The sequence below is a fragment of the Phyllobacterium sp. SB3 genome, from assembly GCF_040009165.1.
GTDB lineage: Bacteria > Pseudomonadota > Alphaproteobacteria > Rhizobiales > Rhizobiaceae > Phyllobacterium.
Window position 1 is genome coordinate 244,916 of the sequence record NZ_JBDYKI010000003.1, and the last position, 25,359, is coordinate 270,274.

Consider the following 25,359-nt stretch of genomic DNA (forward strand, 5'->3'; position numbering starts at 1 on the left):
ATGGCGAAGCTACTCGAAATCAAAAATCTCTCGGTTGGCTTTGATACCAGCAGCGGCATGTTTATGGCCGTGCAAGGTATCGACCTGTCGGTAGAAGCTCGGGAGGTTCTGGCGATCGTCGGTGAATCCGGTTCCGGCAAATCTGTTGCCATGCTGGCTGTCATGGGGCTTCTGCCAAAATCAGCAACTGTGACTGCGGACAGCATGACTTTTGACGGTCATGACATGTTGAAGATGACCAGCAAACAGCGTCGCGAAATTATTGGCCGTGATGTCGCCATGATCTTCCAGGAGCCGATGGCAAGCCTCAATCCGTGTTTCACTGTTGGATTCCAGCTGGAAGAAGTCCTGCGGGTTCATATGAAACTCGATAAAAAGGCGCGACGCGCCCGCGCGATAGAGCTTTTTAAACAGGTTGGTATTCCAACTCCGGAAGAAAGGCTCAAATCCTATCCGCATCAGATGTCTGGTGGTCAATGCCAGCGCGTGATGATTGCCATTGCGATTGCATGCAACCCGAAGCTTTTGATCGCAGATGAACCGACTACCGCGCTTGACGTGACAATTCAGAAGCAGATTCTGGACCTTCTTGTAAGCCTTCAGGCAAAGCACGGCATGGGATTGATAATGATTACCCATGATATGGGTGTGGTGGCGGAAACTGCAGATCGCGTGATCGTCCAGTATAAGGGTACCAAGATGGAGGAAGCCGATGTGCTGACGCTATTTGAGGCACCAAAAAGCCCATACACCCGCGCTCTGCTTTCAGCTCTGCCGGAGAATGCAACCGGCGATCGACTTTCGACGGTAGCGGACTTCATGAAAAATGAAGCAGCAAATGCAGGAGCGGCATCATGAGTGAGATCGTTCTCGAAGGCCGCAACATTGTGCGCGAGTATCATGTAGGTGGCAGCCTGTTTGGGAAGGCAAAGACTATTCAGGCTGTAAAGGGCGTGAATTTTACCGTGGAGAAGGGCAAGACTCTTGCCATCGTGGGTGAAAGTGGTTGTGGAAAGTCGACGCTCGGACGGATTTTGACGCTGATCGACCCGCAAACGTCGGGCGAATTGCTCATTGATGGCAAGCCAATCAACATTGCCAAGGACAAGGTGACGACAGAAATGCGCCGCAAGGTGCAGATCATTTTCCAAAATCCTTATGGCTCGCTCAATCCGCGTCAGAAGATCGGGGAAGTTCTGGGTGAACCATTGCTTCTGAATACCAACAAGACCGCTGCAGAGCGACGTGAACTTGCCATGCAGATGCTGGTGAAGGTGGGCCTTGGCCCGGAACACTATAATCGATACCCGCACATGTTCTCCGGTGGTCAGCGTCAGCGTATCGCCATTGCCCGCGCACTGATGCTAAGCCCCAGCCTGCTGGTGCTGGATGAACCGGTTTCTGCACTCGATCTATCGGTACAGGCGCAGGTTCTCAATCTTCTCGCGGATTTGCAGGATGAGTTCAACCTGACCTATGTTTTCATCAGCCATGATTTGTCGGTGGTGCGTTATATCGCCGATGACGTTATGGTGATGTATTACGGCGAGGTAGTCGAATACGGTACGCGTGACGAGGTGTTTTCCAATCCGCAGCACAGCTATACAAAGACGCTGTTTGCGGCGACGCCAAAGTCGGATGTCGAAAGCATCCGGGCACGTATTGCCAAGAAGAAAGCTGCTGCCTGAGCGGAACTTGCCTTAAGATCGGGCGTTCACTCGTTGAGCTTTAACAGGAGGAATGCCCGTGAGCAAAAAGCAGTCGATTTCGTCCGCGCCAACCGATGGCAGCAAGGTGCAGATTTTCTGGACAGATGAAGACGGCCAAGAGAACCAGTCCATCGGACAATACCGTTCGCTGGATCGTCTCAAGGCTACGGGTGGTCAATGGGATGAGACCGACGCAGGCTGGTGGATATTTACAGATTCCAACACACAGAAAAAGGTAACGCCTAACGGCTGGTTACCTGCTGGCAAGACAGACGATACTGAAGAAACTGAAGACGAATAATATAGCGGTCTGGTAATTTAAACCGGACCGCTATAGTGGCTTACTTCATTTAGTGCTTCTGGTGTTTGAGCAGTCCGCGAACGATATCGTCGGCGGAAATCATGCCAAGGATTGCACCTTTTTCGACAACGCCGACATCACCGCTGTTCTTGGCAACTGCCTGCATGACATCACGAACAGGTGTATCTGGTCTGGCGGTAGCCGCAAAAGGTCGGTCGCCGCGTGAACGATCAAGCGGAACCATGATGTCGGCGGCTGTCAGAACCCCGAGCGGGTTCATATTGGCGACGAAATCCGCAACATAATCATCCGCTGGGTTTAGAAGAATATCTTGTGCCGTTCCGCACTGGATGATGCGCCCACCTTCCATGATCGCGATGCGATTGCCTATCTTCATCGCTTCATCAAGGTCATGACTGACAAATACGATGGTCTTCTTCAGTCTCTCCTGCAAGCTCAGCAACTCGTCTTGCAGCCTGTTACGAATGAGGGGGTCGAGGGCTGAAAATGGTTCATCCATCAGAAGAATCGGAGCCCCCGTTGCAAATGCCCGGGCAAGACCAACGCGTTGCTGCATGCCGCCGGAGAGTTCGCCGACCTTGCGCTTGGCCCAGTCTTTCAGATTGACCAGTTCGAGTTGCTGCTGAACGGCTTTCGCGCGTTCTTCTTTCGGTACGCCGGAAAGTTCGAGGCCGAAGCCGACATTCTCTTCGACTGTCCGCCAAGGTAATAGACCAAATTGCTGGAAGACCATCGATACCAGATGTTTGCGCAGGTTACGCAAGGTTGGCTTGTCAGCCTTGCCTACATCGATTGACTGACCGTTATTATGGACAATCACAGAACCGCGTGAAATGGGATTGAGACGATTGATGGCACGCAGCAACGTGGATTTGCCCGAGCCCGACAGCCCCATAAGTACCAATATTTCACCTTCGGCAATTGTTAGTGAGCAATTGTGGACGCCAAGGACATGACCGGTTTCAGCTTGAATTTCCGAGCGGCTCTTTCCTTTATCAGCAAGTGCCAGCGAAGCATCGGTCCGTTTGCCGAAAATGATGCAGACTTCATCGAGTGTAATTGCAGTCATTCACCTTGCTCCTTGCCGGGACGGAAAATACGGTCAAGCACAATGGCGACGACCACGATGACCAGACCGGCTTCGAAGCCGAGAGCGGTATTGACTGAATTAAGTGCGCGAACAACAGGAACGCCGAGGCCATCCGCGCCCACCAGTGCGGCAATGACGACCATGGAAAGCGAAAGCATGATTGTCTGGGTCAGTCCGGCCAGGATTTGCGGCATGGCATAGGGAAGCTCAATTTTCCACAAGAGTTGCCGGGATGATGCGCCGAAGGCTTCACCAGCTTCAACCAGAGGCAGCGGCGTTGAGGAAACGCCAAGGTGGGTGAGACGAATTGGAGCCGGTAGCACAAAGATTGCCGTTGCAAGCAGGCCGGGCACCATACCGATACCAAAGAAAACAATGGCTGGGATAAGGTAGACGAAGGTCGGCAGCGTCTGCATCAAATCGAGCACAGGGCGAATTGCAGAATAGAACTTGGGCCTGTGAGCAGCGACGATGCCGATTGGAACACCGATACCCATGCACAGGATGCAGGATGAAAGCACAAGGGTAAGAGTTTCCATCGTTTCATCCCAATAGCCCTGATTGAGTATGAAGAGGAAACCGACAATCGTAAGGACAGTGACGGCAATGGAGCGCCGCAAAGCATAGGCAATGGCGGCGAATATTGCGACCATGACCAGCGGGTGAGGGTATTTCAGCACGAACATAAGCCCGTCGATGAAACTTTGCATCACCATCGCAAGCCCGTCGAAGAACCCGGCGAAATTGGTGGTGAGCCAGTCAACCACGGCCTTGGCCGTTTTGCCGACGGGAATCTTGTCTTGTGTCAACCAGTCCAAACCGAACTATCCCTCTGTCGTTTAACGAATAAGCGGAAAAGGCCCCCGGCTGCCTAGCCGGGCGGTCTTTGTTCTATCGGTATTATTGCATCGACCTAGAGGCCGAGCTCTGACTTAACGGCCGGGAGGCCTTCTTTGCCATCATAGGTCGTGACGCCTGCCAGCCATGTATCGAGAACAGCCGGGTTTGCTTTCAGCCACTCCGTCGCAGCATCAGCGGCATCTTCGCCATCATCCAGAATCTTGCCCATGATTTCGTTTTCCATAGGCAAGGTAAATTTGAGATTGGCAAGCAGTTTTCCGACATTCGGGCACTCTGTTGTGTAGCCAGTCCGAACATTGGTGTGGACTTCAGCGCCACCAAAATTGGGGCCGAAAACTTCGTCACCGCCAGCCAGATAGGCAAGTTTGAAGTTTGCATTCATTGGATGAGGTTCCCAGCCGAGAAACACGACAGGTTTTTCGCCCTTGGTGTCTTTGGCAACCTGGGCCAGCATGCCCTGTTCCGAAGACTCGGCAAGCTGAAAACCCTTAAGGCCGAACTGGTCCTTGGAGATCATATCGAGGATCAAGCGGTTGCCGTCATTGCCGGGCTCGATACCATAAATCTTACCGCCAAGATCGTCCTTGAACTTGGCGATATCTTTGAAATCTTTCAAGCCCTTGTCGTAAAGATACTGCGGCACCGCCAGCGTATATTTTGCGCCAGTGAGGTTTGAACCTAAATCCTCGACAGTTTTGTTCTCGATGTAGGGCTTGATATCGGCTGACTGTGTCGGCATCCAGTTGCCGAGAAAAATATCAATGTCTTTCTTGCCGAGAGAGGCATAGGTCACCGGTACCGACAAAACTTTTATGTCTGTGCTGTAACCGAGCGCCTTGAGCACTTCGGTAGTCGCTGCAGTTGTCGCGGTCACGTCTGTCCAGCCGACATCCGCGAATCGCACGCTCTTGCAGGCCTCAGGTTCGGCGGCGAGGGCGGTGCCGGCTGAAAGCACCAAAGCCAAGGTAACAGTCAATTTAGACAAATTTTTCATGTTTGTTTTCCCCTTCCGGCATTTTCCGGCTTTCAATGTGCTGAACCAAGCACCAAACGAGCAGCCATTCAAGCATAGGCGCGCATAAATCCGGTCAAATAGCGACAGTTGTTGATATTCGACGAAAAGTGATACGGACATCCCAAGTGAGGCTTCAAGCCGGGGGACAAGTCTGGTTAAAGCGGTCATGGCCAAACTATATTTCAGCTATTCGGCAATGAATGCCGGCAAATCGACGCTCCTCCTGCAAGCTTCACATAATTATAGGGAGCAAGGCATGCGGACAATACAATTTACTGCGGGCCATTATGCCGAAAATGGGATTGGAAAAATAACCTCACGGCTTGGTGTCAGTGCTGATGCCGAACTTTATTGGGATGATGACGATCTGTTTGCGCGTATCAGGACCGCAGACAAGGAAGCTCGGATTAGTTGTGCATTTGTCGATGAGGCTCAGTTCCTGACACAAGAGCAGGTTTGGCAGCTTGCGCGTGTGGCTGACAGATTGAATATTCCAGTCATGTGCTTTGGTCTTCGGACTGACTTTCAGGGAAAGCTCTTTCCGGGTTCTTCGGAGCTTCTAGCGATTGCCGATACTTTGCGTGAAATCCGGACAATCTGCCATTGCGGAGCCAAAGCAACGATGGTGGTGCGCAAGGATCAAACCGGCAAGGTAATGACTGAAGGTGATCAGGTTGCTATCGAAAAGTCGGTTTATGTTTCCCTCTGCCGCAAGCATTGGGAAGATGAAACCGGTCATCTTGTATAATTAGCGAATATTCTTCGCTTGCAAGTCTGCTTGTGCCGTTGTCATCTGGCTGCAGGCATTGTTTGGCAGGGTGTAATCGCTATATGCAACCCGTAGAGTGGTTGTTATTTTAATTTGAGTATTAGGGGAGATTTACAATGGCGAGTTTGCAGAACTTCGACACCGAGATTGAGAAGACCAGAACAATGGTCAACGAAATGCGGACGAAGATTGATCAGTCCAGTGTCGTTCTTGATAAATTCGCTAAAGCCGATGCGAAGATTGGTGCTTCCGACTTTGACATTGAGAATGCGCGCATTGATGACGTGTTGCGGCAGCAAAAGGTGATGGAAGGCAATATTGCCGAATTGATCATCGGCCTGGAGGATGCAACCAACATTTTCGGTACTGAATTCGAAAGCATGAAAGGCTATTCGGGCTGGGAAAAGTTTATCGGCGTGTTTTCCAAGGACAAGATGCAGCGTCTGCGTTCCGACCGGGTGCGCAATATGTCGCTTGCCGGTAACCTCCAGGAGCTTCTTACCAAGTCAGATCGCATCGTGGGCATTTTGAAGGAACAGAAAGTTGTTCTCGATGCCCGTTACAAAACATCGGAAAGCAGCCTGGCTACGGTAATCGAGCGTCGCAAGGCAACTATTGCCACGCTGGAAGCAACACAGAAGCGTATCGAAGAACTCAACCCGCTATTGCTCGATATTGAAAATCGTATCGCAGCATCTACGGATCAGGGCACACGTGCCCAGCTTGAAGGTGAGCGCTCCAAGCTTGCAACTGAATATAATGAACGTCAGGCCAAGGAGCAGGAACTGCTCGCTGAAAGCCAGACGCTTGAACGTTACACTTCGATGTTCCAGACGTTCGTAGACTCGCTCAACAACCAGATTGCTGCTCAAAGCACGCTCATCAACAAGCTGGCCATCGATACCGAGCAGCGCATCGTGCTCTACAAAGCTTTGGAGGATTCACTAAAGACCGCCGCTCAGCAGGACGTCGCTCACAAGATCAACACGCTTGGTAGTCAGGTAGACAAGGCGGCGGAAGAAACCATGGCTGGTGTTGGCGCTGCTGCGCAGAAGCACATTGGTGATCTTCTTGAAATGCATGAAAAAAACATGGTGAGTTCGCAGGATATTCAGCGCCGCAAGAAACTTGCTGACGATGCGTTTGCGCGCCGGTTTTCGGAAGTTCTGAAAAAGCACAATTCTGCCGGTTACGTTCAGAGCTAATCCATGGCGGAGAATGCAGATCTGGCTGCAGCGGACCGCTATTTTGGAGCGATTCGCGCGGCATTGGATGGACTTGAGGTGTTCCTGAACAATCAGGACTCGCCGCTATACAAGCACGATCTTGTGGCTCAAACCGTTGCAGAATATTTGCAGCGGCTTGACGCGTCATTTGATTGTTGGCGCAATCGGCTGGGTTTCACCGAGCGTTTCCGGATTTCCAAGGCGGAAAGCGGCTTTCCCGTATTCCAGAATGTGCTGGAACTGGAAAATGACAAAAAAGAAGCCAGGGAACGGCTAGCGGCAATACCTCCAGCAGAGACGCTACGCGGTGAGATGGCGGATTTCATTCTACGCCACCGTGAGTTTCCGCGTGATCTGCAGAAATCCATGGCGGAGCGTATCTATCTGGAAACAGTGATGAAAGGGGAAGTATTCTCGCCATTCGTGCTTCCAACGACTATCCGCGTTTCAGTTAATCCCAAGACAATGCGCCCCTTTTACGTAGTGCATTGGGGTGTCTTCGATGGCGCATCGAACCTGCCGCTGATCTATATGGCGGTTGTCGAGGATTCATCCGAAGATATGGTTGAGACTCTTGTCCAGAAGGATGGCAGACTTAATCCGAAAGTCAGGATTCCGCTCCCCGTTGGTGGATTGCTGAACCCTGACCTGGCAAGGCGCTTTGATGATTTTGCTGCAAAGAATTCTGCCTATTCGCTTTCCCCGGTGACAATCGCGACAAGTCTAGACAAGGATTTCCCGGAGCTTCATCCAAAACAGTTGCGACGGGTTGTTCTTGGGCCGTTTTATACCGCAGGCATTACAGAGCATAATCAAAAAGTTGCGGACGTACTTGAGCGTGTCCGCAACCCTAAAGATGCGTGGCTGTTGACCTGGACCATGCAGGAAGTGTTCTCGACGGCTGAGAAGCCCGGAAAACGCGGCATTTGGTCTTCAGAACCTTCTCGTGAAGAATTTCATATTAATACTGATGATCTCGAAGCTACCCGGCAAGGCGTAAGCCACTACGAGCAGCATGCACTGGTACCTCATGAAGCCTATCAAGCGCTTTATGCATCAGGAGAGGCTTCACGTATCTTCACAGGTTTTGAGACGCATATTCTGTCTAATGGCCAGGTCATTAGTGGCATTTAAAAAGGAATATCGGAATGGATGTCGGCCTGACCACGATTGAAGAAAAAGATATTTCGAAACATCTTGCCGTAGCGCAAGCGATGGTAACCCGATTTGTCTCGCTGGAAGGCAGTGACAGTAAGTCCGGCACCGAGATTGCTGGCACAGGCCGTCGTTTTGTTTCAACAGTATCGACCGGTGGCTTGCGCAAGACCCGTGAAGTCGAATTGGCGAAAACTATTCAGTCTGTGCGTGCAGATGACCAGATGTTGTCGATCGCTCAGCACACATTGCTGTTCAGGGCGCGGCGCGGCGTCGCTGTAGCACTGGCGGTATCGGACGTATTCGGGCGGCAGAGTGATCTTGAAAGTTTAATGGCACGAAATGCTTCTGCACCCCTGCAAGGTGAAGATGCCAGTCATTTCAAGCGCCTGCTTTCCGCTGCGTCTTACGTGGCGGCGTTTTCGCTGTCTGCCTATCTGGCACAGCTTATTGAAGCAGATGGCGAGCCAGCAAATGATATTGCTCAACCGGACTTTATCTTTGATACCACGCAGGATGCTCTGAAGTCCGTGATCGCCGGGCTGGATCGCGCGATCGCCGGAACGACTGACGAGCAGACAATGCTGGCGCGAGCCAAGGCATTTTCCGCGCTAAGTATCGAAGGCCTGTTACAGCGGAAGGCCCGGTTTGACGGGCTGGGCAGCTTTGAAGATATGCACCTGCGCCTCGATGGCGATGATTTTACGCTGGACGGTTTCGATGTAGCTCCATCAAAGAAACGCACGCCGCTGGTGATGACCTTCAGAAAGCCAAGTGAGGTTGTCGGCAATCACATCGCCAAATACCAGGCATTGAAGCTGTCTAAAATGCTGATGGCTTATGATTTTGACAAACAGTTAAATCCATTTGTCGAGCTTGGAGGATTCCTCTTTACGTTTATTGGTGACGGTGCTCCCGGAACAGGCAAGACCACTCTCATCCAAATGATCGCAGGTCTGGTCAACGATTATTGTCAGGTTGCCGGATATGCGTTCCATTATGAGAATTTCGGTGTGGACCAGATCTCGTCCTATCAGGGCAAGTCGGGTCAAAACTGTAAGCAGTTCGTTACCAATGTTCTGAATCCACGCACCATTGGGTTTGGCACGATTGACGATATTGATCAGGTTGCAGCCAAGCGCTCGGATGATCGGGCTTCATCGGGTCAGCACGAGATAACCGGCGTTCTGATGGAAGCCTTTGCAGGTGCGTCAACGGTGGTGCGCGGTAATTGCTCGTTTGGCATGTTTTCCAATTATCCTGAAAATGTCGACGATGCGCTGCGTCAGCGCGCGGGCGCTCGCTGGCTGGTAGACGGTCCGCAGACACGCGATGACTATATTGATATTTTTGCGTTGCTGGCCGGCAAGAACCACAAGATCCCCCTTGGAGATCACAAGCTCTATGAGGCCCAGCAAATCCAACGTGCCGTGGAAACAGCTTACGAGGAGCTGTCAAAGCCGCAGGAGGATGGACTGAAGGTCGTTTATGATCGATTTATCAAAGAAAATGGTGAGCCTGAGACACTTTCTGACATTGGAACTTATCTCCATATGATCAAGGAGCGCGAGCCGCGCTTTACCGGTCGTGCGATCAAGAATGTCACCGATGCCATCAAAATGCGCGCCATGGATGTGGAACTTCCGGATGAATGGTTTGAGAAGCCTGAAACATTCATGCACAAGAGCTACGATGACAAAAAGGCGATGATCGAGGAACTGCGTAAGCCATTCACAATGGACATGGTGGTGCAGGAAACCAACCGATATGCCGATTCAGAATTCCGTTATGCTGACAAGTCTGACGATGCCGCTATCGAGAAAATGGTTCGTGACGCAAGATTGCGGGAGCGGGCAGTACGGGAAGTCGATTCTTTGAAAGCCAAGGGGCAGTGGGAAGCCTGATGGAACTGCTCTATCAAAATGATCTGATTTATGGCCGGTTGCTGAAAATCGATCAGCCGCATCTTATCGAACGGTACAACAAGGCGCTTCAATCCTTTGGTTTTCCGGCTACCAGACTGGAAGAGTTCGACATAGACAGGACGGGTTTTTCGCCGCAAATCGCTGATGAACTGAAAGACCCTGCTTATCTCGATCCGAATGGGGTCAACAGGCGTTTTATTATCCTGACGCCATCGCAAGCAAGTTTGCCTGTCGTCCATACGCAATTCTCCAATACGTCTCAGTTGATGTATGAGTTTTTTTCGAGCAACGCCCGGGCGATCAACGCACTAACAATCAAGGATGTGCTCTATGGCGAGATCGAGGATTCAGTCTCCATAGTCACGGACATCGAGGATTTGCTCTCGATCAATCAGGTCGAATTTCGAGTGCTTTCGGCGCAGAATGTCATGGGGCAGGCGGCCGAACTCAGGCTATTGTCTGATCGCCTCAAGAATGAACCGGATGCATGGCGCGATAACGCGATGCTTGAGCGTATGGTCGAACTGGCCAAAGTGACCGGCGATATTCGTGAGAATTCGCTGGTCCCGGACAAGGTGTTGTTCAGACACAATGCCTTCTGGACCAGTCATTTCGGCGGCGTCTATATTTTTGTTGATGACAATACGACAACCGTTATCGGTGATCCGTCAGTGCCAGGTTTTCGACGTTCGCGTCCCTGGCAAGTCAATTATATCTCGATCAAGGATGCGGATCAGGTTTTTCAGTTTCTAAGCACGACTTCGCGTATTGAATTACCGCGAGCATCTTGGATCGAGCAATCCGGATATCTGGAAAATCGTGGCGAGATGATTATCCGCCACTTGATCCAGACATTGGAGCCGGAACGTGACCTGAAAAATATCGACCGCATCTGGCTGCAGACCTGGATTCACGCTAATGCAAGCCTTATCAACCATGATGGGACGTGGCCGTTCCTGAACAGCGTCAAACGGGAGATTGGACAGACCGGACAGCTGAATATGTCCGAGATTGATCCTTCGCGACGGTTTCTGGTTATTCGCGCCCTGCCCAGACATCCGGATGCTTGGCTGGTGAACCAGCTTATCAGCGATTTTGTGCCTTGGGACTTCATGTCCCGCTATGTCTTCAACAAGCCCGGTTTCTACGCCGATTATCAGCGCTGGAGCCTTCCTTATCAGGAACACGTTGTCGATATTCTCAAAACAACCTATTTGAAGGACAAGGAAGGGCTGCGGAAGCGGCTCTATGGACTTGACCAGTGAAGGAAACAGAATGCTCGATCCCGTGATCAACTTCTTCAGCCGGATATTCACCTATATCGGACGCGGTATCGGGTTGGTTGTCGGCATCCTCCTGTGGCCATTCATGTGGGCGGGCAGCTGGTATACCCAGCGGGGCTTCATTCTCAAGATTGTGGTCGGTCTTGCACTCATCGTCTGGCTGGGGCTTTACGGCTACTTCTTCTACAATACGCAGACCTGGACGAACTTTAATCCGGATTACGTTGCGTCCTACAATTTCAAGAACCAGACGGCACCTGCGGGTGAACCCCTTGCAGAACCGGCTGCGGCCGCAGCAGCGGGCACAAATGTAGCCAAGACCTGCGCGCGGTCTGCCATTGTGACAGTTACGGCGGATTTGACGGATTTCAACGTCAACCAGAATGCCTGGATTTCCTCAATGCTTCTCTACAAGCTCGGCTTGTTCGGCATGGATTGGGATAGAACACCATTTCTCGATAATAAAGCATCGTTTCAGCGCGGTATAAACTCTGCTGTTCGCCGTACCGGTATTGAACTTGTTGATACGCTCGGACGTGTGCGCGGTACATCGCAGATCGATGGTGACTTGCAAAAGGCTCGCGGCAATCTACAGTTTACAGAAGACGCGTGGTATTTCGGCCTAAATCCATTTGGTCCCAAAACACCTACACCGAGCTATTATCGCTCGGCTGTGAAGGATTTGCGGACCTTTAACGACAAGCTCGCAAATTGTAACGCGATCTTTGATGCACGCGCGGACAATTTGATCCAGTTTATTGATCGTATCGCCAATGATATCGGCGCGACGTCTGCCATCCTGAAAGACCGTTCCGAGAACCACAATAATGGCTGGTTCGACACACGCGCTGACGATCGTTTCTGGTTCGCTTATGGTCAGCTCTACGCATATTACGGCCTGATGAACGCAGCCGAGGTGGATTTCAAGCAGGTTCTTGAAGAGAAAAATCTCAAGTCCTTATGGGATGGCATGGATGGCCAACTACGTTCAGCCCTCGCCATTCAGCCTTGGATCATCGCCAATGGTAGTGAGGGTGGGTGGCTGCTACCAAATCACCTGACCACAATGGGTTTTTATATTTTGCGAGTCCGATCAAACTTGGTCGATATCAAGCAGGTCCTGCAGCAATAGTCTGCTAGCTGCAGAAAAAGGCGGGTTTACCCGCCTTTTTTATCGCCAAAAGAACAGATGGCACCAAGCGTTACCAGTATCAAACTGGTAATGCCGATGTCTCCTTGACCTCTTCCATGACTGCATAGGTGTGAGTCTCACGAACACCCGGCAATGAAAGCAGTGCATCTGAAAGAAATCGCCGGTAATGCTCCATGTCGGCAACGCGCGCCTTAATCAGATAATCGAAGCCACCGGCCACCATATGGCATTCCATGACATCCGGGTTTCTGCGGGTGGCCGCTGCAAAAGTGGCAAAGACGTCGGGTGTAGTGCGATCCAGCTTGATTTCGACAAAGACAAGCATTGCGCGATCAAGCTTTTTAGGTGACAATTTTGCTGTGTATCCAAGGATATAGCCGTCACGGGAAAGTCGCTTCACTCGCTCGGTTGTGGCTGTTTGGGAAAGGCTGATACGTTCAGATAATTCGGTGTTGGATAGCCTTCCATCCTTTTGCAGCTCGCGCAGAATCCTGCGATCGAGACTGTCCAAATTTTTCATCTCTAAATAATTCCCCATTTTTAGTTTTTTACTCTGCCTAAGCTGTTTTCATTGGTGAGAATAACCAAGTCGAATAGATTATATGGGAAAAATCAATAAGGGAAAGCCTGATGACCAACCGTTCGCCATCTACCCAAGATTTTTCCGCGCCATACGCTGTCGATGATCAGCAATTGGTCGCTGATCTGCTGCATACGATAACGCTTTCCGAGCCGGTAAACCGGCGTATTGACGAGCGTGCCAGCAAATACATCGCGACTATACGCAAGGAGGCGAGCGGGATTGGCGGGGTGGAGGATTTCCTTCGCGAATACGGGCTCTCGACGCGTGAGGGTCTAGCCTTGATGGTGCTGGCAGAAGCACTTTTGCGTGTGCCTGATGCTGCCACCCAAGACAAGCTGATTGAAGACAAGCTCAAGCAGGGCCATTGGTCAGAGCATGAGCCGAGCGGAGATACATGGTTTGTTTCCGCTTCTGCCTGGGCGCTCGGTCTTTCCGCAAAAGTGATCAAACCCGGCGAAACACCGGAAGGCGTACTGTCATCGCTGGTCAAGCGTATCGGGCTGCCAACCGTACGCACGGCTACAAAGCAGGCCATGCGGTATCTCGGACATCATTTTGTTTTGGGCGAAACCATCAAAGATGCCTTGAAGCGTGCCGGCACAAATGAGGCCAAGGGGTATCGTCATTCGTTCGATATGCTGGGTGAGGGCGCACGGACACGCAAAGATGCGCAGGGTTATTTTAAATCCTACTCGGATGCGATTGATGCCATTGGTCGCGCCACTGGTAACAAGAAGCTGCCTGATCGCATGGGAATTTCGGTCAAGTTGTCAGCGCTTCACCCCCGTTATCTTGCAACACATCATGATCAGGTCATGACGGAGCTTGTGCCGGATCTTCTTGCTCTTGCACAAAAAGCAAAATCCTATGACCTGAACTTTACAGTTGATGCTGAAGAAGCGGATCGGCTGGAGCTTTCATTGGATGTCATCGACCGCGTTTTTGCGGATTCATCGCTGAACGGATGGGATGGGTTTGGTCTCGCCATTCAGGCCTATCAAAAGCGTGCCCTTGAGGTGATCGATCATATTGACAAGCTGGCGGCGCGGCACAATCGCAAGATGATGGTGCGGCTGGTGAAAGGTGCGTATTGGGATACAGAGGTAAAGCGCGCGCAGGAACGCGGTCTTGCCGACTATCCGGTTTTTACACGCAAGCCCGCAACTGATGCTTCTTACATGGCCTGTGCAAAGCGCATGCTGGACGCTCGACCGCGAATTTTCCCGCAGTTTGCAACGCATAACGCACTGACTGTCGCGATGATTTTGGAAATGGCGGGAGACGACAAGACTGGCTTCGAATTCCAGCGGCTGCACGGCATGGGGGAAAGCCTTTACAAGCAGATCACCGAGAAAAATGACAAAATTGCTTGCCGGATTTACGCACCAGTTGGCGGTTATCGCGACCTTCTAGCCTATCTGGTACGCCGTTTGCTTGAGAATGGCGCGAATTCATCCTTCGTATCTGTTGTTGGTGACACAAATGTGCCTATCGCGGATTTGCTTGTGCGCCCTGCCGAGAAACTCAACGATGGCAAGGGATATCGTCATCCAAACATTCCCATGCCTTTGAAATTATATGGCAAGCGTACCAATTCTGCGGGTGTTGAACTTGGCGACAGGAAAGCACTTGCTGGTCTTTTGTCGGGCATCGCGAAGGCTTCGAAAACCGTCAAGGCAGTACCGCTTATAGATGGCAACTCATCCGGAAAAACGCAGGATGTTGTATCTCCTGTGAATGGAGCAACCGTCGGTTCAGTTGTTTTTGCAACTGCAGAAGAGGCGGCAAAGGCCATCGGCATCGCGCGCAAAGGTTTTGTCTCATGGTCACGTACAGGCGTGGAAGTGCGGGCAAAGGCGCTGGAGAAAGCGGCCGACCTTCTTGAGGATAATCGTGATCAACTGCTTGATCTTCTGTCGCGCGAAGCGGGCAAGACAATCGATGATGGTATTGCAGAAATCCGCGAAGCGGTAGATTTCTGCCGGTACTATGCTGCCGAAGCCCGCCGTCAGTTTGCGGCTGATAAAATAATGCCGGGACCAACAGGTGAGGATAACAAGCTACGACACCGTGGGCGCGGCGCTTTCGTTTGTATCAGTCCATGGAATTTCCCTTTGGCAATTTTCTTGGGGCAGGTCACGGCTGCACTTGCTGCCGGCAATACCGTTCTAGCCAAGCCTGCAGAGCAAACACCGCTCATTGCCTACGAGGCTATCCGTATTCTTCACGAAGCAGGTGTTCCGAAAGATGCAGTTCTGTTTGTGCCGGGAGATGGTTCGGTTGGTGCGGCACTAACATCTCACGCTGATATAGCCGGTGTTGCTTTTACGGGCTCCACTGACACGGCTTGGGCGATTAACCGCACGCTTGCTGCAAAGAAAGGCCCGATTGTACCGCTCATTGCTGAGACAGGTGGTCTCAACGCAATGATCGTGGATGCCACGGCTTTGTCAGAACAGGTGGCGGATGATGTCGTCATGTCCGCGTTCCGGTCTGCAGGTCAGCGTTGTTCAGCTCTGCGTATTCTTTATTTGCAGGAAGACATTGCTGATAACATGCTGGAGATGATCGAGGGGGCCGCAAAGGAATTGGTACTTGGTGATCCTGCATTGGCATCGACGGATGTTGGCCCGATTATCGACCGGGATCAGCGCAATATGCTTCGAGACCATATAGAGGCGATGCGCAAAACTCAAAAAGTCCGTTTTGCAGGTGAAGTGCCTAGCGAGGGACTATTCTTCGCGCCTCATATTGTCGAACTTGACAAAGCTGAGGCCTTGGAACGCGAAGTTTTCGGACCGGTTTTGCATGTTGTACGCTGGAAGGCCAAGGATCTCGACACGGTACTCGATCAGATCGCGTCAACTGGCTATGGCCTGACGTTCGGTTTGCACACACGCATTGAAGCGACAGTAACAAAGGTTATAGACAGGCTCGATATCGGCAATGTCTATGTCAACCGCAACACGATTGGTGCTGTGGTCGGAACCCAGCCTTTCGGCGGTTCAGGCCTTTCCGGTACTGGTCCAAAGGCTGGTGGTCCCTCTTACCTGACACGGTTTGCACTTGAACAGGTAGTCTCGATCAACACGGCGGCTGCTGGTGGCAATGCCAGCCTGATCGCCATGGGCGAATAGAGCCATTTTGGGGATAGGCACGTTCGCCCTATCCCCATTTCGGTTGCAGGATGCTATTTGACGTTCTTAAAACATTGGGGAAACGTCAATGGCTACCGTAAAATCTGACATCGAGATTGCCCGCTCCGCTACCAAAAAGCCTGTCATCGAAATTGGCGCAAGTATCGGCATCCCGCCGGAGCATCTCGTACCGTACGGCCATGACAAAGCTAAACTTTCGGCAGAATTCATTCGCTCCAAGCAAGATGCCAAGAACGGAAAGCTCATTCTGGTCACGGCTGTTAGCCCAACGCCCGCTGGTGAAGGCAAGACGACAACGACTGTTGGCCTTGGCGATGGTCTCAATCGTATAGGCAAAAAAGCGATCGTCTGTATCCGCGAAGCTTCACTCGGTCCATGTTTTGGGACAAAGGGCGGCGCTGCTGGTGGTGGCTATGCGCAGGTTATCCCTATGGAAGACATCAACCTGCATTTTACCGGCGACTTCCACGCCATAACATCGGCGCACAATCTCCTCGCAGCGATGATCGATAATCATGTTTATTGGGGCAACGAACTTAATCTCGATACGCGCCGGATCACATGGCGCCGTGTAATGGATATGAATGACCGTGCTTTGCGCGGCATTGCCTCATCCTTGGGAGGTGTAGCCAACGGTTTTCCCCGCGAATCCGGTTTCGACATTACTGTCGCATCGGAGGTGATGGCGATCCTGTGCCTGGCAGTCGACCTGGCTGATCTGGAGAGGCGGCTTGGGAATATCATCATTGGCTACCGGTTTGATCGCAGTCCCGTCTATGCTCGCGACCTGAAGGCAGACAAGGCAATGGCCGTTTTGCTTAAGGACGCAATACAACCCAATCTGGTGCAGACGCTGGAAAACAATCCCGCCTTTGTGCATGGCGGACCTTTTGCGAATATTGCTCATGGATGCAACTCGGTTGTTGCCACGACGACCGCGCTCAAGCTGGCGGATTTCGTGGTGACGGAGGCTGGTTTCGGGGCTGATCTGGGCGCTGAGAAATTCTTTGATATCAAGTGCCGCAAGGCAGGTCTGAAACCCGCTGCTGCGGTTATTGTCGCAACTGTGCGTGCGATGAAAATGCATGGTGGTGTGGCCAAGGCTGATTTGGGGCAGGAGAATGTTGCAGCCGTCAAAGCGGGATGCGCTAACCTAGGGCGCCATATGGAAAATGTTCGACAGTTTGGTGTGCCGGTAATTGTGGCTATCAACCACTTCACTGCTGATACCGAAGCGGAAATAGAAACAGTCAAAGCGTTTGTCGCTGCCCATGGTGCAGAGGCAGTCCTCTGCAGGCATTGGGCGCAAGGTTCAGTTGGTATCGAAGAATTGGCCCACAAAGTTGCAGCACTGGCCGAAAGCGGTGCAGCACAATTCTCGCCACTATATGAGGACGAGCTTTCCCTGTTTGATAAAATCGAAACAATTGTGAAGCGGATTTATCGGGGTGCAGAAGCGGATGCCGATGCCAGCGTTCGCGATCAGTTGAGACGCTGGGAAGAGGCCGGTTATGGTCATTTGCCCGTCTGTATGGCCAAAACCCAGTATTCGTTCTCGACAAATCCTGATCTACGAGGCGCGCCGGTCAATCATGTTGTCCATGTTCGCGAGGTTCGGCTTTCGGCAGGGGCGGGTTTTGTGGTGGCCATCTGCGGTGAAATCATGACTATGCCGGGTCTGCCGAAATCACCTTCTGCGGAACGGATACATCTCAACAGCGACGGTTTGATCGAAGGTCTGTTTTAGACCTTCAACGAACATGCGATTTTTGCTGTTGCAAGCGTCGCAATGTAACGCTAACAATCATCGCCATGAACACACGCATTCTCTCAACTGGCTGGTGGTGGGCTCGCTTTTAGCGGCCACGCAGCCTTTTGCATGTTTGTGAAAAAGGACAGGGCCGCGACGGGTTTTCCGGGCGGCCTTTTTGTTTGACCGCCAGAAGCCCGAAACGCCGAATGCAACAAAGGATTTAACGATGCATAGAATTGAGGGCGACGTGGAAATATTCGATACCAAGGGCGGTGTGACAATCAGCCGTTCGCGTGTGGCAACAGCCTATGCAAGTGCCATCGACAGCTATGTTGATGCGCTCGACGAACGGCGAGGTGCGGTTTTTTCATCCAATTATGAGTATCCTGGCCGCTATACGCGCTGGGATACGGCGATCATCGATCCTCCAGTCGTGATAACGTCCAATGGTCGACATATGACGATTGAAGCGCTGAACAAACGTGGTGAAGTCTTGCTGCTGCCAATCAAACATGCTGTCGGCAAACTTGAAGAAGTCGCAATCAATTCGGTCAGTGCGTCGAAGCTGGAGTTGGAGATCGCACTGCCAACGCGCGCTTTCACTGAAGAAGAGCGCTCGCGCATTCCCTCAGTATTTACCGTTCTCCGCGGGATCGTTGCGCTGTTCTTTACTGAAGATGATGCTAATCTCGGGCTATACGGCGCCTTTGGTTATGATCTCGCTTTCCAGTTCGACCCTATCGAGTACAAGCTCAAGCGGCCGGATGATCAGCGCGATATTGTGCTCTATTTACCGGATGAAATTCTCGTAGTGGATCACCATGCAGCCAAAGCTTGGTTAGACCGATACGATTACACTTATGAAGGCAAGTCGACTGAAGGTTTGTCACGCGAAACGGCCAAGAAGCCGTTTCAACCCACAGATGTTATCCCGAGCAGGGGTGACCACAATCCGGGTGTCTACGCAGAATTGGTCAAGAAGGCCAAGGAGAGCTTCATGCGCGGCGACCTGTTTGAGGTCGTGCCGGGGCAGACGTTTTATGAGCGTTGCGAAACCAAACCATCTGTCATCTCGCGTAGATTGAAAGCGATCAATCCATCGCCTTATTCGTTCTATATCAACCTTGGTGACAACGAGTATCTGGTAGGTGCTTCGCCGGAAATGTTTGTTCGTGTTGTCGGTCGCCGCATCGAAACTTGCCCGATTTCCGGGACGATCAAACGCGGTGAAGATGCTATCGCCGATGCCGAACAGATCATCAAGCTTCTGAACTCCAAAAAGGATGAGTCTGAACTCACCATGTGCTCGGATGTCGACCGGAACGACAAAAGCCGCGTCTGCGAGCCCGGGTCTGTTCGTGTTATTGGCCGCCGTCAGATTGAAATGTATTCGCGCCTTATCCATACGGTCGACCATATTGAAGGTCGCTTGCGCGAAGACATGGATGCGTTCGACGGGTTCCTTTCTCATGCTTGGGCAGTAACCGTCACAGGAGCGCCGAAGCTATGGGCAATGCGCTTCATTGAAGAAAATGAACGTAGCCCACGTGCATGGTATGGCGGTGCCATCGGCATGGTCAATTTCAACGGCGATATGAATACGGGTCTCACCTTGCGAACCATCCGTATCAAAGACGGTATCGCGCAAGTTCGTGCCGGTGCCACGTTGCTGTATGATTCAGTGCCTGAAGAAGAAGAAGCCGAGACCGAATTGAAAGCATCGGCGATGATAGCGGCAGTTCGCGATGCCCATAAGAGCAATGTTATTCCGGAGGAACGGGCAGTTGCGCGCGTTGGCGAGGGTTTACAGATTCTGCTCGTGGATCACGAAGACTCGTTTGTGCACACTTTGGCAAACTATTTCCGTCAGACCGGAGCTATCGTCACCACGGTTAGAACGCCGGTTCCCGAAGAAATATTTGATCGGATCAAACCGGATCTCGTGGTTTTATCCCCCGGTCCGGGTACGCCGACGGATTTTGATTGCAAGGCAACTATCAAGAAAGCGCGTGCGCGCAATCTGCCGATCTTCGGGGTTTGTCTCGGGTTGCAAGCTTTGGCTGAAGCCTATGGTGGCAGTCTGAGGCAGTTGCATGTTCCGATGCACGGAAAGCCATCGCGCATCCGTATCACCAAGCCGGGAAAGATATTCTCAGGCCTTCCGAAGGAAGTGACAGTCGGTCGTTACCATTCGATCTTTGCAGATCCTGTGCGGCTGCCGGATGAATTCATTGTCACAGCCGAGACAGAGGATGGTGTCATCATGGCCTTTGAGCATAAACATGAACCTATCGCTGCAGTGCAATTCCATCCGGAATCGATCATGACACTGGGACATAATGCTGGTATGCGCATGATCGAAAACGTCGTGGCACATCTGCCGCGCCGTGCCAAGGAACGAGCGGCTTAGAGCGAGAACTTTTCAGCATGATAGATACACGCTCAGCAGTTAACGGCGAGACCACGGTCCGCCGGCTGGCTTTCTGGTCGATTTTTATCGGCATTGCCGTACTCGGCCTGAAATACATTGCCTATCATGTGACGGGATCGGTCGCGCTTTATTCCGATGCCTTGGAATCTATCGTCAATGTGGTCGCAGCCTTGGCCGCATTCTGGGCAATTCTGGTCAGCCACAAACCAGCCGATCAGAACCACCCCTACGGTCATCACAAAGCCGAATATTTTTCAGCAGTCATCGAAGGGGTGCTGATTATCCTTGCCGCCCTGCTGATCCTGCGTGAAGTCTGGATGGCTTGGGAAACACCGAAAACCTTGGATGAACCCTGGCTCGGTCTGGCTATCAATGGCGGCGCGTCTATGATCAATGCTGTCTGGGCCACGCTACTGCTTAGAAGCGGCCGCAAGCACAGATCGCCTGCACTGCTCGCTGACGGCAAGCACATCATGACCGATGTGGTTACGTCACTGGGTGTTTTTGCGGGTCTTGTAGGTGCTGTACTGACCGGCTGGACGATTCTTGACCCGCTACTCGCCATGATCGTTGCAGTAAATATCCTGTGGCAAGGTTGGGGTGTAATCAGCAACTCCGTTCAAGGGTTAATGGATGGCGGCGTAACGACGGACGAGACAATGCGCATCCGCGATGTCATCTCGGCCAATGCCGGGGGCGCTCTCGAAGTCCATGATCTGAAAGCTCGTGTCGCAGGGCGCATGACCTTCATCGAATTCCATCTTGTCGTAGAAGCAAGCATGTCCGTTGGCGACGCACATATCATTTGTGATCGTATCGAAAACGCACTGATGCAGCATATTCCCGATGCAAGCGTCGTTATCCATGTTGAGCCGGAAGATGAGGCGAAACTGCCTATTGGCACAGCAGCTGTCCCCTTTGCCTGATCCATTAAATTGTCGGAGTGTTCATGGGCGACCACCGGGTTAAAGTTAAATCAAGTGAACTCCTTTCGGACAATTGGGGAACATTGACCAAATATTCTTATGATTTCACGCGTCGGGATGGGCTTGTCGAAACGCAAACGCGAGAAGTTTACGATCGTGGTAATGGCGCTACGGTTTTGCCTTATGATCCTGTGCGCGGAACAGTCCTGCTGACAAGGCAATTCCGGCTACCAGCCTTTGTAGTCGATCAGGAGCCAATGCTGATTGAGGCTTGCGCTGGTTTGCTGGATGATAATGATGCGGAAACTACAGCCCGCAAAGAAACAGAAGAAGAGCTGGGCTACCTTCTTCGCGATATTGAGCGCGTCTTTGACGTTTTCATGAGTCCCGGCAGTGTGACCGAACGCTTGGCATTTTTTATCGCCGTTTATGACCCGACCGACCGAATTTCTGATGGCGGAGGGCATGAAGACGAAGGTGAAGACATCGAAGTTCTGGAGATGGCTCTCGACGAAGCCATGGCAATGGTTACGCAAAACCTTATCGTTGACGCCAAGACAATCATGTTGCTCCAACATCTCAAGCTGAAACAATTAATGCGCTAACAAGACGCAATGGTGCGTTCATGCAACATTACATCACGTAATATTTCAAGCTGCCATGTTTTCGTTACAATTGTGTTGACATAGAAGCCTCGCTGGTTGAAACGTCGGCCAGCAATGCGAATTCTCCGAATAGTAACAAGCGTAAAGCGCGAAGTTGGGGGACAAGTTTATTTGGCAAAAGCGTCACTTCCGATGATGGAAATGATCGCCAACACGCATGGCAGTGTCCAGCGGACGACCGCGGCTGTTTACAAATTTAGTTAACCTTTAACCACTAGGATTAGCTTATGGGTAAACCTTATCTTTATGCACTGATTGCTGGTCTATCATTGTTCGCGGCGGCACAACCGGCCTTCGCGCGCAATACCGCTGACTGCGACAAGCTGCAATCGGGCAAGGCAGAGGTCTTGTCGGCAAATGTCGATCCTCAGCCTGATGTAGATAAGAATGATGCCGCTGACGCCTGCCCAATAAAAGGCAAGGTGGTCTCTCAGGTTCCGGAGAAGCTGAAACCCATCAATATCCTAGCAACGGGTGGTACGGGTATTTTGAAAAAGGCTGTAAAAGGCGAAATTCTTCCGCAGAGTGAAGGGGCGCTTCAGGAAGACTTGTCCTTCAAATATCGTCTCTATCGCCCTGAAACGCCAAATGGCGACACTGTTGTGCTTTTGCACGGGTCGGGTCAGGATGAAACTAGTCTCGTTTCGTTCGCGTCGAAGATTGCACCGGATGCACTTTTGGTTGCAGTTCGCGGCCGTGTTGTTCAGGACGGTTCAAATCGCTGGTATCGTCGTCTGACTCCAGTCAGTTTCGATCAAAAGGATATTCGCTCCGAGGCAAAAGCTTTTGCAGATTTCCTCAAGCAAGCCACGGTCAAATACAAAATCGATCTTAGCCGCACGACGTTTCTTGGCTATTCGAATGGAGCCAATCTCGTTAACTCGGTCATGATGCTTTATCCTGATCTCGTAAAACAGGCCGTTCTATTGCGATCAATGCCAGTCCTGACGGGCTCACTTGATGCCAATCTCGGTGACGCGCGCGTCCTGACAGTATCAGGCGCATCCGACCAGCTTTATGCTCCATATGCTCCAGCACTTGAAGACATGTTGCGTTCGCACGGTGCCCGTGTCGAAGCCCGCTCTATTAAGTCGGATCATGGTCTTGGCAAAGACGATGTCAGGGTGGTGAGCGAGTGGTTGTCCGGCGCTACCGCCCAACTTAAGAAATAACCTTCAGTCAAATGCCCTTGCATCGGGACAAACACTCGTTTAGGTGTTTGCCCATGAAAATGCGCCCGACAACAATGTCCAACGTTCAGTCTGCTTTTGCGGGCTTGGCGAATCGCGCCTTTCTCCTACCACTTCTTCTCGACCTTATTGGCGGTCGCCGGGCTCGTTGAAGGAGCGTCCGGCGGTCGAAACCGCCTTACGGCTCTCGCTCCTTATCCCTTTACAAGTTTAGTTCAACGCCTAAAAAGAGTGCCATGATTGCGCCAGCACAGATGCGCATACGGCCGGAAACGAGAAGCAAATGACTGATATAATTGCACCCCGATCTGTTGCGGGAATGCCTGACGCACACAAGAAATATGAACCCTATCCTTTTGTGGCCCTCACGGATCGCCAGTGGCCTTCAAAACGCATCGAAAAGGCGCCGATCTGGTGCTCCGTTGATCTGCGAGACGGGAATCAGGCGCTCGTCGATCCAATGGGGCATGATCGTAAGGTACGCATGTTCGCGTTGTTGCTCGATATGGGTTTTAAGGAAATCGAGATTGGATTTCCTTCCGCTTCGCAGACCGACTTTGATTTTGCACGTTGGTGTGTCGAAGAAGGCAACCCAGGATCTGATGTGTCGTTGCAGGTGCTGGTCCAGTGCCGCCCAGAATTGATCACACGCACGTTTGAATCGCTGCAGGGCGCACACAAGCCGATTGTACATTTCTATAACTCGACTAGTGAATTGCAGCGTCGCGTTGTCTTTAACAAAGACGTGAATGGTATCAAGTCCATCGCAACCGATGCAGCCAAGATGATTACGGATATGGCGGCTAGGGCCGGTGGTGGTTTCCGTTTCGAGTATTCGCCGGAAAGCTTCACGGGCACGGAGCTCGAAGTGGCCTTGGAAATCTGCAATGCAGTGACGGAGATCGTCAAGCCGACTCCGGATAACAAGTTGATCATCAATCTGCCGTCCACCGTCGAGATGTCGACACCCAACATTTATGCTGACCGCATTGAATGGATGTGCCGCCAACTCGACAATCGTGAAAACCTCATCATTTCGTTGCACCCGCATAATGATCGCGGAACAGGCATTGCGGCTACGGAACTGGGTTTGATGGCTGGCGCTGATCGCGTCGAGGGAACATTGTTTGGTAATGGTGAACGCACGGGCAATGTCGATATCGTCACACTTGCGTTGAATATGTTCACGCAAGGCGTCGATCCCGAGATCGATTGTTCGGACATCAACCGGATGAAGGAAGTTTACGAATATTCCAACCAGCTGGTTATTCCAGAGCGTCATCCATATGTCGGCGAGCTGGTTTACACAGCCTTCTCCGGTTCGCATCAGGATGCGATCAACAAAGGCATGAAAGCGATCAAACAGGCCAATAAAAGCCTGTGGGAAGTGCCATACCTGCCGATTGATCCGCAGGATGTTGGCCGCAGCTATGAGGCGATCATCCGCATCAATTCGCAGTCAGGCAAGGGCGGTATAGCCTACATTCTACAAGCTGATTATGGGTTGAATTTGCCACGTGGCATGCAGGTCGAGTTCCGCGAAGATATCCAGAACATTACTGACGAGGAAGGCAAAGAGATGCCTTCGAAGCGTATCTATGATCGCTTTCAGCAACTCTATGTCGATCAGCCAGACGCAAGGCTGAAATTCGTTGATCACCACACGTATCCGGATACTGAGCGTAAAGGTGTTCGGATATTGTCAGCGGAGATAACCGATGGCGGCGAGACGAAACGTATCGAGGGCAGGGGAACCGGTCCGGTTGACGGTTTCATCGATGCCCTTTCGCACTATCTCGGCTTCAAAATGTCTGTTGTGAATTACTCGGAACATTCACTTCAGCACGGCTCGGATGCGGCGGCCATCAGCTATATGGAAATCGAGCATCCCGGCGGAAAGATCTTTGGCGCAGGCATCAACAAGAACATTGTGACAGCCTCGCTTGAGGGCATTGTTTCTGCTGCAAACCGCATCATCGCGAAATAACTGAATGGGCCTTTCGGTCTACTTTTACCGGCTAATTAATTCGGGCCAATCCTTTGCTTAAGCCAAAGGGTTGGCCTGATTCTGACAAGTTTCAGGTGCATTGGCGGGGCAGGGTTGTTAATGATCATTAGCCCGGAACTCTGTTTACGGACAGGTCG

Annotated in this window: 20 protein-coding genes; 16 read left to right on the top strand and 4 right to left on the bottom strand. The window is 51.7% G+C overall.

Features of this window, described 5'->3' with window-relative positions; genetic code table 11:
- Genes ABKW30_RS12385 through ABKW30_RS12395 form a run of 3 tightly spaced genes read left to right on the top strand, consistent with a single transcriptional unit; the run spans position 1 to position 2,010 of the window.
- Positions 1–858 (top strand): ABC transporter ATP-binding protein, encoded by an 858-nt coding sequence (locus tag ABKW30_RS12385; protein ID WP_348599233.1) that lies wholly within the window; start codon positions 1–3, stop codon positions 856–858.
- Positions 855–1,688 (top strand): dipeptide ABC transporter ATP-binding protein, encoded by an 834-nt coding sequence (locus tag ABKW30_RS12390; RefSeq protein WP_348599234.1) that lies wholly within the window; start codon positions 855–857, stop codon positions 1,686–1,688. The genes ABKW30_RS12385 and ABKW30_RS12390 overlap by 4 nt, the downstream gene beginning before the upstream one ends.
- Positions 1,689–1,746: 58 nt before the next feature.
- Positions 1,747–2,010 carry a hypothetical protein gene (locus tag ABKW30_RS12395; protein WP_348599235.1) on the top strand — a complete coding sequence of 88 codons (264 nt, stop codon included), beginning with the start codon at positions 1,747–1,749 and terminating at the stop codon, positions 2,008–2,010.
- Between the two features lie 49 nt (positions 2,011–2,059).
- Here ABKW30_RS12395 and choV read toward each other — a convergent pair whose 3' ends face one another.
- The 3 genes from choV to ABKW30_RS12410 form a co-directional block, all read right to left on the bottom strand.
- Complete coding sequence (choV, locus tag ABKW30_RS12400) at positions 2,060–3,100, bottom strand: choline ABC transporter ATP-binding protein (RefSeq protein ID WP_348599236.1); 1,041 nt, start codon at positions 3,098–3,100, stop codon at positions 2,060–2,062.
- A complete protein-coding gene (choW, locus tag ABKW30_RS12405; protein WP_348599237.1) occupies positions 3,097–3,939 on the bottom strand; it encodes a choline ABC transporter permease subunit in 843 nt (280 codons plus the stop codon). Before choW ends, choV begins: the two co-directional genes overlap by 4 nt.
- Positions 3,940–4,034: 95 nt before the next feature.
- The gene (locus ABKW30_RS12410) at positions 4,035–4,976 is read right to left on the bottom strand and encodes a choline ABC transporter substrate-binding protein (RefSeq protein WP_348599238.1); all 942 of its coding nucleotides are present in this window, start codon (positions 4,974–4,976) and stop codon (positions 4,035–4,037) included.
- A gap of 187 nt (positions 4,977–5,163) precedes the next feature.
- On the opposite strand from ABKW30_RS12410, the gene ABKW30_RS12415 reads away from it, so the two are divergent.
- The 6 genes from ABKW30_RS12415 (at position 5,164) to ABKW30_RS12440 (ending at position 12,487) form a co-directional block, all read left to right on the top strand.
- Positions 5,164–5,745 carry a thymidine kinase gene (locus ABKW30_RS12415; RefSeq protein ID WP_348599239.1) on the top strand — a complete coding sequence of 194 codons (582 nt, stop codon included), beginning with the start codon at positions 5,164–5,166 and terminating at the stop codon, positions 5,743–5,745.
- A gap of 137 nt (positions 5,746–5,882) precedes the next feature.
- Positions 5,883–6,971 carry a hypothetical protein gene (locus tag ABKW30_RS12420; RefSeq protein ID WP_348599240.1) on the top strand — a complete coding sequence of 363 codons (1,089 nt, stop codon included), beginning with the start codon at positions 5,883–5,885 and terminating at the stop codon, positions 6,969–6,971.
- A 3-nt stretch (positions 6,972–6,974) separates the two neighbouring features.
- A complete protein-coding gene (locus ABKW30_RS12425; protein WP_348599241.1) occupies positions 6,975–8,126 on the top strand; it encodes a hypothetical protein in 1,152 nt (383 codons plus the stop codon).
- 14 nt (positions 8,127–8,140) lie between these two features.
- The gene (locus ABKW30_RS12430) at positions 8,141–10,051 is read left to right on the top strand and encodes an AAA family ATPase (RefSeq protein ID WP_348599242.1); all 1,911 of its coding nucleotides are present in this window, start codon (positions 8,141–8,143) and stop codon (positions 10,049–10,051) included.
- Positions 10,051–11,337 carry a DUF6638 family protein gene (locus tag ABKW30_RS12435; protein ID WP_348599243.1) on the top strand — a complete coding sequence of 429 codons (1,287 nt, stop codon included), beginning with the start codon at positions 10,051–10,053 and terminating at the stop codon, positions 11,335–11,337. Before ABKW30_RS12430 ends, ABKW30_RS12435 begins: the two co-directional genes overlap by 1 nt.
- A 10-nt stretch (positions 11,338–11,347) precedes the next feature.
- Entirely contained in the window at positions 11,348–12,487 is a 1,140-nt protein-coding gene (locus ABKW30_RS12440) for a DUF2333 family protein (protein ID WP_348599244.1), read from the top strand.
- Between the two features lie 79 nt (positions 12,488–12,566).
- Here ABKW30_RS12440 and ABKW30_RS12445 read toward each other — a convergent pair whose 3' ends face one another.
- Positions 12,567–13,028 (bottom strand): Lrp/AsnC ligand binding domain-containing protein, encoded by a 462-nt coding sequence (locus ABKW30_RS12445; RefSeq protein ID WP_008124343.1) that lies wholly within the window; start codon positions 13,026–13,028, stop codon positions 12,567–12,569.
- A gap of 110 nt (positions 13,029–13,138) precedes the next feature.
- On the opposite strand from ABKW30_RS12445, the gene putA reads away from it, so the two are divergent.
- The 7 genes from putA to leuA all read left to right on the top strand — a co-directional run bounded on the left by putA (position 13,139) and on the right by leuA (position 25,201).
- Positions 13,139–16,228, top strand: coding sequence for a bifunctional proline dehydrogenase/L-glutamate gamma-semialdehyde dehydrogenase PutA (gene putA / locus ABKW30_RS12450; RefSeq protein ID WP_348599245.1), 3,090 nt, complete (start codon positions 13,139–13,141; stop codon positions 16,226–16,228).
- 88 nt (positions 16,229–16,316) lie between these two features.
- Positions 16,317–17,996, top strand: a complete 1,680-nt coding sequence (locus ABKW30_RS12455) for a formate--tetrahydrofolate ligase (protein ID WP_348599246.1) — start codon at positions 16,317–16,319, stop codon at positions 17,994–17,996.
- 232 nt (positions 17,997–18,228) lie between these two features.
- The gene (locus ABKW30_RS12460) at positions 18,229–20,412 is read left to right on the top strand and encodes an anthranilate synthase (protein ID WP_348599247.1); all 2,184 of its coding nucleotides are present in this window, start codon (positions 18,229–18,231) and stop codon (positions 20,410–20,412) included.
- Between the two features lie 17 nt (positions 20,413–20,429).
- Entirely contained in the window at positions 20,430–21,359 is a 930-nt protein-coding gene (locus tag ABKW30_RS12465) for a cation diffusion facilitator family transporter (RefSeq protein WP_348599248.1), read from the top strand.
- Positions 21,360–21,382: 23 nt separating this feature from the next.
- Entirely contained in the window at positions 21,383–21,964 is a 582-nt protein-coding gene (locus ABKW30_RS12470) for an NUDIX domain-containing protein (RefSeq protein WP_348599249.1), read from the top strand.
- A gap of 287 nt (positions 21,965–22,251) precedes the next feature.
- Complete coding sequence (locus tag ABKW30_RS12475; protein ID WP_348599250.1) at positions 22,252–23,196, top strand: alpha/beta hydrolase; 945 nt, start codon at positions 22,252–22,254, stop codon at positions 23,194–23,196.
- Between the two features lie 301 nt (positions 23,197–23,497).
- Positions 23,498–25,201 carry a 2-isopropylmalate synthase gene (gene leuA / locus ABKW30_RS12480; RefSeq protein ID WP_348599251.1) on the top strand — a complete coding sequence of 568 codons (1,704 nt, stop codon included), beginning with the start codon at positions 23,498–23,500 and terminating at the stop codon, positions 25,199–25,201.
- Positions 25,202–25,359 lie beyond the last annotated feature (158 nt).